Raw genomic sequence first — 13806 nt, forward strand, 5'->3', positions numbered from 1 at the left:
TCCCCCCATCATCCTTCAGATGTTATCGATGTTTCAGAAAACATCGGCATCAATTCCTGCACAACAAGATAGCCTTGATTCGAACGCATACGAATAGAGAATTCATGATTACTGATCTTTTCGCCCAGCTTCCACGGACGATGATAAGCAAGGAGCGTCTCTTCTACTTCAAGAATATCCGGAGCCCCAATAAAAAACGGAAGCTCAGCAATGACATATTCCACAGCCATATTCAGCATGTCCTCACTGATTTCTTCCATCATTAAACTGATGCCGCGCGCGCGTCCGATAATCGCTTCCCGAGACATTTCCAAACACGCATGACGAAAATGAGGCTGTTCGAAAAACGCGTTTTCAACTTCATGTCTCATCAGCTGATACGCTGTGTTTTCCGTAAAATCAGAAAATGTATGAATCGCACTTGGGTGCCCGCCGTGAGCCAAAAGTGCCCGTTCTGCAAATCTTCTGTTCCTCGATACCTCTTTTCTGACTTTTCGCTCAGCCTTGCCTCTGGGGGTGCCTAGCGCTTCAAGCAAATTAGCCGCCTCATGTCCCGCAAGCAAAACAGAAACGTTATCAAACTCAGCAGCCGCCCATTCGATCAGTCTGTAAATGTAATCTTCTGAAAACCTGCTGTTAAACGGGCTGATCCCGATCAGAACATGCCGGCGCCGTTCAAATATTTCTCTGCAATTTTGTGTCAAAGACTCAGCAGTAAAGCCCAAAGACATTCTATCCGTAACCATCTCTGTCATCTCATTCACCTCTCGACTTATCTGGCTTTAAGTCATCACCCTTTACTATAAGATGAATTATTGACGCAACTAAACAAGATGAATGGCAGGCAGCACTTAAAGCTTTTCAAGGACCTTTTCAGCATCAAACTTCTTTTGATTTCATTTAATAGATGATTGTCATAATTAATGTTTACTAGTAAACAATAGTCATTTTATCCCTTATTCTACCATGTGTCAATATCAACGGCCCTAAAAAATTGAAAATAAATGTAAATGTCACAGCTTTCACACACTATTATCACTGGTCACTTTTCAGCTTCCTTAAGCACCAGCAATTGACAACAAAAACAAGAACAGATAAAATTAAATTGTTCACCGGTAAACGATTTTTATTGTTTCCTGGTTAACCATTAATTCATAGAAAGAAGGTAGCCTATGTCCGTTTTGACAAAACAGCTGATATACGACATATACGTTCGGCTCCTGCATCTTAATGAACAAAAAGCGAATACTTCACTTCAGCAGTTCTTTAAGGAGGCCGCAGAAGAAGATGTGATTGATGTTCCCAAAAACATGACTAGCATCCATGTCATTGACTGTATTGGCCAACATGAACCGATTAATAATACGGGAATTGTTAAAAAAATGGACTTATCAAAAGCGAACGTAACGAAAATCAGCACAAAACTGATCAAAGAAGGATTTATCAATAGCTATCAGCTGACTGATAACAAAAAAGAAGTCTATTTTAAATTAACCCGTAAAGGCAGACAGATTTTTGATTTGCATGAAAAACTGCACAAAAAAAAGGAGCTGGCATTTTACCAATTCCTTGATTCATTCTCACAAGATGAACAGAATGCTGTATTGAAATTTTTAGAACAGCTTACCTCTAGACTTGAAGCTGAGCAAACAGATGATACTTCTGAGAAACCTGTAAAGTAAAAAAGGCGGTGTGTTCTTTATGGCTCAAACGAAATCAAAAGCAATGCTGATCATGTATATTGTTTGTTTCAGCGCATTTTTTGCTTCTTTAAGCCAAAATATTTATTCACCAATCATTCCGATTATTAAAGAATCATTCCATGTCTCTGTAACCCTCGTGAACCTGTCAGTTTCAGTTTTTATGATTGTGACAGCCATTATGCAAATTATTTTGGGCGCCATCATCGATTTTAAAGGCGCGCGTTATGTCTTGCTTGCCGGAATACTGGCAACAGCGGCAGCCAGTATCGGATGTGCCGTCACCACTGATTTTACCTTGTTTCTTATTTTTAGAATCGTACAGGCAGCCGGTTCCGCAGCACTCCCTCTCATTGCAGCCACCACAATCGGCCAGCTATTTACAGGCAGTGATCGCGGAAATGCCATGGGTACGTATCAAATGCTTCTTTCGGCCGCACCGGCTATTGCTCCGGTCCTCGGGGGATTGGTCGGCGGTGCTTTTGGACACGAAGGGATCTTTTGGATGCTGACGGTGATCTCTGTTCTTTTATTAGCAACAAACAGCATTTTCTTCCCTAAGGATCATAGTGAATCAAAGCGAGATGCAAATTCAGGCAGTTTGCTTGCGCATTATAAATCCATTTTCACAAACAGAGCTGGAAATGTCATTCTGACCTTAAGCTTTTTTCTCTTTTTCATTTATTTCGCGGTTATTGTCTATCTCCCCATATTGCTGACGGAACATTATCATATGGATGTGCGGATAGCGGGACTGTTATATTTGCCTCTGGCGTTAAGCACAATCGCTGGTACTTTTCTGTTTAAAAACATACAGGCAAAGGTTCCTCTCAGCACACTGTTTGTCTACAGCAATGCAATGGCAGCGGGCACCATCATTTTATTTGCTTTTACCCATTCCGTCTCGATCATTCTCATGGCTCTCACATTGGCGCTATTCGGTGTCTCAATGGGGGTTATTCCTCCCCTGTATTCCACGATGATCACCAGTGAGTTTGAAGAAAACAGGGGAAGTGCAATCGGAATCTTTAACTTTATCAGATATACAGGCATGGCGGCCGGCCCGATGATATCAGCTTATCTGTTAACATGGATGCCGTCTGCCATGTCATTTGGCCTTTTGGGTATCGCGTTTGCTGTATTAAGCTTTTGCCTTCTGCCGTACATGCATCGGCCGAAACATGACATCAAACAAGAAAAACATCCTATGTAAAAAAGCTGCCATTTGGATGGCAGCTTTTATTTTTTACGAAGCGGTTCTAAAATGCCTTTTTGAATCAGCAAATGGAACACCGACAGCACAACAGATGCCAGGATGGCTGATCCGAAGCCGTCAATTTGAAAACTGTCACCCATAATAGACGCTGTCATCATCAAGGTGATGGCGTTAATCACAAACAAAAAGAGACCCAGCGTCACAACTGTGACAGGCAGTGTAAAGATAATCAAGAGCGGTTTAATCAGCACGTTTAAAATTGATAAAATGAGGCTGGCAATAATCGCTGCCCCGATGCTGCTGATATGGATGGAATCAATGTAACCGTCAATGACGATTAATAATAATGCATTTACTAAAATGCTGACTGCCCATTTGACCATGTTACTTCATATCCCTTTCTGATGGAACAATAAAAATCCAAATGATATATATGAGCAGAACAGGAATAACGCTTGTCATAACGGCCAAAATGACGGTTATCACTCTGAGGAGTGACGCATCCCAGTTGAAATACTCCGCCAGGCCGCCGATGACGCCTGCCATTTTCCTGTTATTTTCTGAACGATATAATCTATTCATTCGATCACCTCTGTGTATACTTTAATTTGATGGCGCCAGTTAATGATTCGGAGAAAACGGCGATGTTTTGATCATGTGCTTGATTAGAAGTGAACATCATTTCTTTTTGAATGGTATCATTTTTTTCTTTCAGCATGTCAACATCTATTAATTCGTGGGACAGCGAGCCAAGATTGCTTTTCAGCTCAGCCTTCACCGCAAGATCATCCGGAATCGCCAGCTCCACATTTCCAGTCGTCGTTTTTGTGTAAATTGAGCGGCAGTCTGATTCTGTGACAGTAATCGCGATATTTCCGTTAAAGCTTTGAACATCAATGGATTCACTTTTTCCGCGCAGATCAATCAGCCCGTTAATGGTTTCCGCTTCTATTGTGCCGCAATTGTGATTGGCTAGCTTAATTTGGCCGTTTGCCGTTTCTGCTGAAGCTTTTTCAGCCGTCAAATTCGAGAACGACAGCACGCCATTTGTCGTTTTCGCCGAGAACTCTTTTACATGTAAATGTTCCCCTCTGATCGGTCCGTTAAACAGCTTCACCCGAATCTTATCATACTCCTTCTGAGGAATATACAATGTGACATTGGTTTTCATTGTTTTCTTTTCAGTACGGATAAAAAACTTATTTCCTTTAATTTCACATTCAATATGCTGAAGAAAAGCGTCTCTCGCTGCTTCCTGGGTGTCAACGCGATATACCTTTGCCTGGCATTCCGCTCTGATATCCTCGTCTTCCCACGGAACAATATTTACGCTGCCGTTTGCGATCTGAAGCTCTACACTGGAAAAATCATTATCCTTAAATTGAAAAATATGCTGTACGTCAAACGAGTGACCGAAGTTCAAATCAAGATCAACTTCTTTGACCTTTTTCACAGCAGAATCAATCCAATCGAACAGCTTCGCCCCTAAAGACGGCTTGCTGCCCTCTTTTTTGGCCGCTGTAAATGGCTCATCCTCTTCATGAACGTTAACTGACAGAGCCGTGATTTTTTCTTCTTTTTCCTTATAGTCGCTGTCGAGCTTTTCAATCAGCGTTAATGCTTCCTGTGCCGTCAGCTTCCCTTCCTCCACAAGCTTGAGGATTCTTTCCTTTTCCTGCTTCATTCGATCTCCTCCCTATGATCTACTTATGCTGCACGCAGCACCTTAATGCCCTGAATGACGTTCCAAATGATAATACCGAGTACAACTAAGAAATAGACGATGACTCCGCCAATCATCACAAAGACAGGCAAAACGCTTTCCCCATCAATGGCAATGGCCCCGCCAAGAAAAGCGATAAATAAGATCAGCCAGCCGACAAAGGGAACAATGTGGGAAATAAGAGAACGTACCGCGTGACGTTTCGTCTCTTTCTCATCAACAACAAAGTAAGCGACAATCGGCACAATGACCGGCGCAATAAATACACTGAAATAACAAAGTGATGCAATTATGGCTTGATTACGGTTCAATTTATCCAACTCCTATCGTTAACATCCGTGACTATGAATCAGGACGTTTTACTTAGATAGATATACGTATAGAACCTCCAAAGGTTTCAAAATCATCCTAAAGACATGCTTCCATTTACGGAAATTGGATTTTGAAAAGTTTTAGAAGTAGAATCTTTCAGCTGTACCCATTACAATATGTAAAAAGCTTACGGCAATTAAGGAGGCTGGACAAGCAATGGAGAAAGATCCCAGTGACTATACAGTAACACAAGAATCCGTTTTAAAACTGATTCATGAACAAAAAAGGATGAATCGTGAAATGTTAGCCGAGCTTGAACAGATTCACGGACCTTTTCCCATCTCTCATGATATTCAATATATTAAAGTTCTTCTGGACAGCAGCAGCACTCATATTGTTCAAGATTTAATGAATGTGAGCCGGAGGCTGCATAAGAAGACGTTTTAATAAATACTGCAAAGAACAGCGAAAACCCTCTGAAAAGAGGGTTTTAAGATGTTGCTGTTTCTTTCGCTTCCAAGAGTGATTTCATACGTTTTTTGTCGCGCTCCATAACAGGCTTCAAATAACGCCCTGTATACGATTCTTCCACTTCAGTGATTTCCTCCGGCGTTCCTGACGCGACAATGGTGCCGCCTCCGGCTCCGCCTTCAGGCCCCAGATCAACAATATAATCAGACGTCTTGATGATATCAAGATTATGCTCAATGACAAGCACTGTATCCCCATTATCAACCAAACGCTGAAGTACGACAAGAAGTCTGGCGATATCGTCGACATGCAAACCTGTTGTCGGTTCATCTAAAATGTACAGCGTGCGGCCGGTAGAGCGTTTATGCAGTTCAGATGCAAGTTTCACCCGCTGCGCTTCACCGCCTGACAAGGTAGTAGCCGGCTGGCCGAGCGTAATATAACCAAGACCAACATCGTACAGGGTTTGGAGCTTGCGCTTAATTTTCGGGATATTTTCAAAGAAAGAAAGAGCATCTTCGACCGTCATATCAAGCACATCAGAAATGCTTTTTCCTTTGTATGTCACTTCAAGTGTTTCCCGGTTATAGCGTTTGCCGTGGCACACTTCACATGGCACGTATACGTCAGGAAGGAAGTGCATTTCAATTTTTATAATCCCGTCTCCACGGCAGGCTTCACATCGTCCGCCCTTCACATTAAAACTGAAACGGCCTTTCTTATAGCCGCGGACTTTCGCTTCATTAGTCTGTGCGAATACATCGCGAATATCATCAAAAACACCGGTATATGTCGCAGGATTTGACCTCGGCGTTCTTCCAATCGGCGCCTGATCGATATCAATGACTTTGTCTAAATGTTCGAGGCCTTTGATTTCTTTATGGCTGCCGGGCTTCGCTTTTGCTTTATGAAGCTTTTGCGCCAGTGCCTTGTGAAGAATTTCATTGACGAGGGTGCTTTTCCCTGATCCTGATACACCTGTAACCGCTGTAAACGTTCCTAGCGGAAACTTGGCATTTGCCTTTTTCAAATTGTTTTCTGAAGCGCCTTTAATCTCAATATAGCGGCCGTCCGGTTTTCTTCTCTCGGGAGGCAGCGGGATAAACTTTTTCCCTGATAAATAGCTGCCTGTTAACGAATTTTGATCTGCCATGACCTCTTCCGGAGTACCCGCAGAAATAACTTGTCCTCCGTGGATACCGGCACCCGGGCCGATATCAATTAAATAATCGGCTGCCATCATCGTATCCTCATCATGTTCTACGACGATCAGCGTGTTCCCCAGGTCTCTCATATTTTTCAGCGCGCTGATTAAACGGTCGTTATCACGCTGGTGCAGACCAATTGACGGCTCATCTAAAATATAAAGCACACCGGATAACCGCGAACCGATTTGAGTTGCCAGCCTGATGCGCTGCGCCTCTCCCCCGGACAATGTTCCCGCTGCCCGGCTCAGTGTCAGATAATCAAGGCCGACTTTATCCAGAAAGCTTAACCGCTCCACAATTTCCCGGAAAATCAGATCGGCAATCTTCATATCCTTCTCAGATAGCGTAAGGCCTTTGAAGAAATCAAGGGCATTTCCGACAGACAGCTCGGTAATTTTTCCAATGTGATGTCCGTCGACCAGTACGGCAAGCGCCTCTTTCTTTAACCGATAACCTTTACAAGTCGGACAAGCCTTTTGGGACATATATTGCTCCATCTGCTCACGGATGAAATCCGAGCCTGTCTCCTTGTAGCGTCTTTCAATGTTGCGCAATACGCCTTCAAATTGGATTTCACCTTCTCGTAATTGCCCGAAATCATTTTCGTAACGGAAATAAATCAGGTCATCTCCGCTTCCATAAAGCACTTTATCCAGCTGATGCTTTGGAAGGTCCTTTACCGGCACATCCATATCAATGCCGTAATGGGTGCAGACCGCTTCAAGAAGCTGCGGATAATATTGTGAGCTGATCGGCGTCCAAGGGGCAATTGCATTCTCCTTCAATGACAGATCTTGATTGGGAATGACAAGATCTGCATCAACTTCGAGCTTCATGCCGAGACCGTCACACGTTGGACACGCTCCGAACGGGCTGTTGAATGAAAAAAGCCGCGGCTCAAGTTCACCGATTGAAAATCCGCAATGCGGACAGGCATGATGCTCACTGAACATCAGCTCCTCCTCACCGATCACATCAATCATGACACGCCCTTCACCTAATCGAAGCGCTGTCTCCAATGAATCCGACAGACGGGCTGCTACGCCATCTTTTACTACAATCCGGTCAATGACAACCTCGATTGAATGCTTCTTATTCTTTTCTAACTCGATCTCATCAGAAAGCTCGGCCATCTCGCCGTCAATTCTGACTCTGACATAGCCTTGTTTTCTGATCTGCTCAAGCACTTTTACATGAGCGCCTTTTCTGCCGGACACAATCGGCGCCAGCACCTGAAGCTTCGTCCGCTCCGGATATTCCAAAATCCTGTCCACCATCTGCTCAATGGTCTGTGACGTGATTTCGATCCCGTGCTCCGGGCAATGGGGCTTCCCTACTCTCGCATATAAAAGACGCAGATAATCATAAATTTCTGTTACCGTACCGACAGTAGATCTCGGGTTTCGACTCGTTGTTTTTTGATCAATGCTGATGGCAGGAGAAAGCCCTTCAATCGCATCCACATCAGGCTTATCCATTTGCCCTAGAAACTGGCGGGCATAGGCGGATAACGACTCAACATATCGTCTCTGCCCTTCTGCATATATGGTGTCAAAGGCAAGGGAGGATTTCCCTGACCCAGACAGTCCCGTGACGACGACAAGCTGATCTCTCGGGATAGTCACATCAATATTTTTCAGGTTGTGCGCCCTTGCTCCCTTCACCTCAATCCGGTCCATAGCCATTCTTTCATCATCCTTCCGCTTTTAACTCTAAAAGTAAATCGCGAAGCTCCGCGGCTCTTTCAAAATCAAGCGCTTTGGCGGCTTCCTTCATTTCATGCTCCATTTGTTCGACGACTTTCTGACGCTCTTTCTTCGTCATTTTCGACAGCTTCGGCGCAGCTTTTGTTTTATACTCCGCTTTGTCCTCAGCAGCCACTGTCGCACGAATCACGTCACGAATTTCTTTATTAATCGTTTGCGGCGTAATGCCGTGCTCTTCGTTAAACCGCTCCTGCTGCTCGCGCCGGCGTTTCGTTTCATTAATCGCAATTTCCATAGACTTCGTCATTTTATCGGCGTACATGATGACACGGCCTTCCGCGTTTCTCGCCGCACGTCCGATCGTCTGAATAAGCGAACGCTCCGAACGCAGGAAGCCTTCCTTATCCGCATCCAAAATCGCAACCAAGGATACTTCCGGAATATCAAGCCCCTCTCTCAGGAGGTTGATGCCAATGAGCACATCATGCTTGCCGAGACGCAAATCACGGATAATTTCAATCCGTTCAAGCGTCTTAATTTCTGAATGCAGATAATTAACCTTGATGCCGATTTCTTTTAAATAATCGGTTAGGTCCTCTGACATCTTCTTCGTCAAAGTCGTCACAAGCACCCGTTCATTCCGTTCAACTCTCGCGTGAATTTCACCGATTAAATCATCAATCTGGCCTTCAATCGGCCGCACGTCAATAAGCGGGTCAAGAAGCCCTGTCGGTCGGATGATCTGCTCTATCATTTCATCTGTATGTTCAATTTCATATGGCCCTGGTGTGGCTGACACATAGACGATATTGTGCATATGCTTTTCAAATTCTTCAAACCGGAGCGGGCGGTTATCGAGCGCTGACGGAAGACGGAATCCGTGATCCACCAGCACCTGCTTTCTCGCCTGGTCTCCGTTAAACATGCCGCGCACCTGAGGAATCGTCACGTGCGACTCATCCACCACAATCATAAAATCGTCAGGAAAATAATCGAGAAGCGTATACGGCGTTGAACCCGGCGGGCGAAGCGTCAAATGTCTTGAATAGTTCTCAATGCCGGAACAGAATCCCATCTCCCGCATCATTTCAAGATCATATCTCGTCCGCTGCTCTAAGCGCTGCGCTTCCAGAAGCTTGCCGTTTTCATGCATGACTTTCAGCTGCTCCTCAAGCTCCTTCTCGATATTTTGAATCGCTTTTTCCATTTTTTCGGCCCGCGTCACGAAGTGGGATGCCGGGAAAATCGCGATATGTTCACGGTCGCCTAAAATTTCTCCGGTCAGGGCGTCCACTTCCCTAATTCGTTCAATTTCATCTCCGAAAAACTCGACTCTTACACAGTGTTCATCACGGGATGCAGGGAAAATTTCCACTACATCTCCGCGCACACGAAATGTACCGCGCTGAAAATCAATGTCGTTGCGGGCATATTGAATGTCAACAAGCTTTCTAAGCAGCTCGTTGCGCTCAATTTCCATTTCAGGACGCAATGACACAACCATTTCACGGTATTCTTCAGGCGAACCGAGACCGTAAATACAAGACACACTCGCAATGATAATCACATCTCTGCGTTCAAACAGAGACGATGTAGCGGAGTGTCTAAGTTTATCAATTTCATCATTAATGCTTGCATCTTTCTCTATAAATGTATCCGTTTGAGGCACATAAGCCTCCGGCTGATAATAATCATAGTAGCTGACAAAATACTCGACAGCGTTGTTCGGAAAAAATTCCTTAAATTCGCTGTAAAGCTGTCCGGCAAGGGTTTTGTTATGGGCAATGACGAGTGTCGGCTTATTGACCTCTTTAATCAAGTTGGACACCGTAAATGTTTTGCCCGTTCCTGTTGCACCCAGCAGAGTCTGATGCTTCTTGCCCTCCTGAATGCCTTTGACAAGCTTTTCAATGGCTTTCGGCTGATCTCCCTGGGGCTGGTATTTTGAGACTAACTCAAAGCGATCTTTCACAAATAAGCCTCCGTTTCTTTAACGAAATCTTCCTATAGATATAGTAACACAATGGAAAGCAAAATCACCAAAAATACGAACTAAAGTTCGATGGTTATTTATTTCCAGCTAATTTCATGTATAAAAAACCTGCTTTTAAAACGTAAAAGCAGGAATTCATCTTCTTATTCATTATGTCCGGTTTATTCTTCTTTTTTCTCAGCAGCTTTTTTGGCCATATAAAGTCCGCCGGCCACAAGAGAGACAACATCTAATCCCACAATAAGATACGTTTCTGTATAGCCTTTCAAATAAGAGGCAAACAGCAATGCAGCTGTAAGAGCGATCGCCACATAATGGTTAAAGGTCACTCTCGTAAAAAGAACGACAAGCATAAAAGGGAAAAATAATGCAAAAACGGCTTTTGTAATCACAAAAACCCTCCTCAGGGATTCTTCATCTGATTTGATTATAGTAAAAAATGAAGAATCGGACAATCGTGCAATGGTTCCCTCTTTCTACACCATACCCTTTTTCAGCTCAATTCAATCATGGTTTCTGCCGCAAAACTCTTCTCTTAAACAAGCAAAGATGATTTTACGTATTCGGTTCAAAAATTAACAAATTATCTTCAGGCAAAATGGATGGTATCAAATATATAGAGAAATTGATTTTAGTGCTGCTGAATGAGAGCTGAAGCCGTACTGATTGTCAAATCAACAGGAGGGCAGGTATTAAGTCTCATTTAATGAAGGAAGCTTGACCAACAGTGATCTGAAAGCTCAATGAAACGATTTTTGAATATGAAAAAATAGGCATACAGACCCGTTTCGATATTAGGTTTTATGATCATCTAACCAACTTAAATATTCATTTTATTTAGGGCTTTTTGCGTTTGACAGCATTTTCCTTTAAACCTACAATTGATTGATAGTGTTCACTATCATTTTGAACATTGGCTCCCAAAAAGAAAAATAGAGAGAAAAATAATGAAAAGGAAAGAGGGGTTTTAAACATGTACTCTGTGTTATTTCGCCAAGCGGAAGAATCCAGTCAGCTGGCTGGAGCAAAAGGCATGAATCTCATTAAACTGACCAAACACGGACTTCCTGTTCCGGATGGGTTTATTATTCAAACGAATGCTCTCGCCCGATTTATGGAGGATAATCAGCTTCATGATTCAAGCGAAAATATCGAAAATGCCATTATTGTCGGAAGATTTTCAGATGAGCTAAAGAACGAGCTGACAAGCTCCTTTTACGAGCTGAGAGAATCATATCATTCCGTGGCCGTCCGCTCTTCATCAGCCTCAGAAGATTTAGAGGGCGCTTCATTCGCCGGCCAATACGAAACCTATTTAAATATAAAAACAGAAGAAGAATTTCTGAATAAGGTGAAAGAATGCTGGGCCTCCTTTTTCTCAGGCAGAGTCAGCCGCTATAAGAAAAAAATGAACAATCAAATCGCAGAGCCGTTAATGGGTGTTGTGGTGCAGGGGCTGATCAATTCAGACATATCGGGTGTGATTTTCAGCCAAAATCCCGTTACCCATGATGATAGAGAGTTATTAATCAGCGCCAGCTACGGCCTGGGGGAAGCTGTTGTATCAGGAAGCGTCACCCCTGACACGTATATCGTTCATAAAGGTTCATTTGAGATTCAAAAAGAAATGGGTTTAAAAGAGATCTACATGGAGTCCGCTGCAGAAGGCATTGCCGAAAAGGAAACGAGCGAAGACATGCGCAGCCGTTTTTGCCTCACAGATGAACAGGTGATTGAGCTGACTGAACTCACCAAAAAAACCGAAGCCCTTTACGGATATCCTGTCGATTTAGAATTCGGAATCGCCGATCATAAACTATACCTTCTGCAGGCGCGGCCAATTACCACCATTGAACAGGATAAAAAAGCGGCTGAGGAAGAACGGAACTTCATGATCACCGACAAGGATATGGATGATTTTTGGCTCAATATGGAGTCCAACATCGAAGGACCGGTCAGTCCGTTATTTTCATCTTTTATTGTGCCCGCACTTGAATACGGCTTAAAGAAAAGTATGCGGCAGTTCCCAATCGGAGTCATCGTCGATGAAGTAAAAGTGTATCGCGGACATATTTATTCAAAAAATCAAGGCGAACAACAATTGCCTGCTGAGGACAGTGCCGAAGAGCTTTTTCCGGTATTGTCCGAGCGCATGAACGATATCATTCATAACACGTACCTTCCGTTTTACCGGACATTGGACCAACTCGCACAAACGGAACACACTCCGGAAAGTGCGCTGGATGCCTTTAAAAAACTGAAGGCCTTTTATCTCACAGCTTATGAGGAACACTTCAATATCGTTTTCCCGCAAATTCTTCTGACGAACAAACTGCAAGCTATGTATCAAAACATTCAGGGTGAAACTGAAAACTCACATTTCTATGAGATGCTGACAGGAGTCATGAACAAATCTCTGGAAACAGACCGCCGTCTATGGCAATTCTCCGTTGAAGTTCGAGAAAACCCGAATTTGACAGCCCTTTTTGAGCATGCCCAGCCAGAACATTTGCAGGAGAAATTGGAACAAACTGATGAGGGAAGACAATTCCTGCAAAAAGTCAATGAATTTTTACAGGAATACGGGTGGAGATCTGTAAAAAGCCACGACCTGATCGAACAAACATGGGCAGAGAATCCATTTTACGCATTGACTCATATTCAAAACTACGTCCGCAATGGCTATCATTTTGACAACGAATTTAAGAAAACCATTAAAAAACGTGAGAAGTTGTACAATGAATTCTTCCAAAGCATTGAGGATCCCGCTTTGCAGAAAAAATTTGAACGTTATTATCAATGGACGCTGAATTCGTCCAATATTAAGGATGATCATCATTTTTACATTGACGCTATGCTGGATGCCAAGGCGAGAGTCTTTTTGCTGAAGGTAGGAGAATTGCTGGCAGAAAGCAGTGTGATTCAAGATCGAGAAGACCTTTGGTTCTTATATGATGACGAGGTGGAAAATGCGCTTCTTCATCCCGTATCCCTTCAAGAGAAGGCTGAAAAACGGAGACAAATGCTTCACGAGTATGAGCTGGCACAGGCGCCTGCTTATCTCGGTACACCGACAGAAGCGCAGCTGAAAGCGGCTGAAGAAATTGTCGGTGCAGTCATAGAAGATGAAAAAAACACAGAGAATGATATTTTCGGAGTTGCAGCATCAAGCGGTATTGCAACAGGGCCGGTGAAAGTGATTCGGGATGCCAGTGAGTTTTCTCAATTCACGCCTGGAGACATCCTGGTTTGCAAAATGACGACACCGCTATGGACCAGCCTGTTTCAAGATGCCAAAGCCATTATTACAGACACAGGAGGAATTTTGTCTCACGCAGCGATTATCGCACGTGAATACGGCGTTCCCGCTGTTCTCGGCACACGTGCAGCGACAGAAAGGCTTCGAGATGGAGACATCGTCACTGTAGACGGAAACAGCGGCAAAATCACAGTTGTCAGCCGATCCTGATGCACCCT

The 13806-nt window shown here is 43.7% G+C and carries 12 protein-coding genes; 4 read left to right on the forward strand and 8 right to left on the reverse strand.

Annotation, left to right across the window (positions count from 1 at the left end):
• Positions 1-8 precede the first annotated feature (8 nt).
• A complete protein-coding gene (gene pchC / locus LJF29_RS15415) occupies positions 9-755 on the reverse strand; it encodes a cyclo(L-leucyl-L-leucyl) synthase (protein ID WP_229149442.1) in 747 nt (248 codons plus the stop codon).
• 417 nt (positions 756-1172) lie between these two features.
• On the opposite strand from pchC, the gene LJF29_RS15420 reads away from it, so the two are divergent.
• Together LJF29_RS15420 and LJF29_RS15425 are read left to right on the forward strand one after the other, a co-directional pair.
• Positions 1173-1682 (forward strand): MarR family transcriptional regulator, encoded by a 510-nt coding sequence (locus LJF29_RS15420; protein WP_229149444.1) that lies wholly within the window; start codon positions 1173-1175, stop codon positions 1680-1682.
• 19 nt (positions 1683-1701) lie between these two features.
• A complete protein-coding gene (locus tag LJF29_RS15425) occupies positions 1702-2913 on the forward strand; it encodes an MFS transporter (protein WP_229149446.1) in 1212 nt (403 codons plus the stop codon).
• 26 nt (positions 2914-2939) lie between these two features.
• Here the strand turns inward: LJF29_RS15425 and LJF29_RS15430 are convergent, their stop codons facing one another.
• Genes LJF29_RS15430 through LJF29_RS15445 form a run of 4 tightly spaced genes read right to left on the reverse strand, consistent with a single transcriptional unit; the run spans position 2940 to position 4950 of the window.
• Positions 2940-3299, reverse strand: a complete 360-nt coding sequence (locus tag LJF29_RS15430) for a phage holin family protein (RefSeq protein ID WP_010332033.1) — start codon at positions 3297-3299, stop codon at positions 2940-2942.
• 1 nt (position 3300) lies between these two features.
• Positions 3301-3498 (reverse strand): PspC domain-containing protein, encoded by a 198-nt coding sequence (locus tag LJF29_RS15435; RefSeq protein WP_010332034.1) that lies wholly within the window; start codon positions 3496-3498, stop codon positions 3301-3303.
• A 4-nt stretch (positions 3499-3502) separates the two neighbouring features.
• A complete protein-coding gene (locus tag LJF29_RS15440) occupies positions 3503-4600 on the reverse strand; it encodes a DUF4097 family beta strand repeat-containing protein (RefSeq protein ID WP_168748853.1) in 1098 nt (365 codons plus the stop codon).
• A 23-nt stretch (positions 4601-4623) separates the two neighbouring features.
• Positions 4624-4950, reverse strand: a complete 327-nt coding sequence (locus LJF29_RS15445) for a hypothetical protein (RefSeq protein WP_095712926.1) — start codon at positions 4948-4950, stop codon at positions 4624-4626.
• A gap of 217 nt (positions 4951-5167) precedes the next feature.
• Here LJF29_RS15445 and LJF29_RS15450 point away from each other — a divergent pair, with 217 nt between their 5' ends.
• Positions 5168-5398, forward strand: coding sequence for a hypothetical protein (locus LJF29_RS15450; protein ID WP_010332037.1), 231 nt, complete (start codon positions 5168-5170; stop codon positions 5396-5398).
• 43 nt (positions 5399-5441) lie between these two features.
• On the opposite strand, the gene uvrA is transcribed toward LJF29_RS15450, so the two are convergent.
• The 3 genes from uvrA to LJF29_RS15465 all read right to left on the reverse strand — a co-directional run bounded on the left by uvrA (position 5442) and on the right by LJF29_RS15465 (position 10721).
• Complete coding sequence (gene uvrA, locus LJF29_RS15455) at positions 5442-8315, reverse strand: excinuclease ABC subunit UvrA (RefSeq protein WP_229149449.1); 2874 nt, start codon at positions 8313-8315, stop codon at positions 5442-5444.
• A gap of 7 nt (positions 8316-8322) precedes the next feature.
• Entirely contained in the window at positions 8323-10308 is a 1986-nt protein-coding gene (gene uvrB, locus LJF29_RS15460) for an excinuclease ABC subunit UvrB (protein ID WP_010332039.1), read from the reverse strand.
• A gap of 182 nt (positions 10309-10490) precedes the next feature.
• Positions 10491-10721, reverse strand: coding sequence for a DUF2198 family protein (locus tag LJF29_RS15465; RefSeq protein ID WP_010332040.1), 231 nt, complete (start codon positions 10719-10721; stop codon positions 10491-10493).
• A gap of 581 nt (positions 10722-11302) precedes the next feature.
• Between LJF29_RS15465 and LJF29_RS15470 the strand changes: the two genes are divergently transcribed.
• Positions 11303-13798: a PEP/pyruvate-binding domain-containing protein gene (locus tag LJF29_RS15470; protein WP_229149450.1), complete on the forward strand. Its 2496-nt coding sequence runs from the start codon at positions 11303-11305 to the stop codon at positions 13796-13798.
• Positions 13799-13806: the final 8 nt, after the last annotated feature.

Origin of the sequence: Bacillus sp. LBG-1-113 (genome assembly GCF_020708615.1) — a bacterium.
Lineage (GTDB): Bacteria > Bacillota > Bacilli > Bacillales > Bacillaceae > Bacillus > Bacillus mojavensis.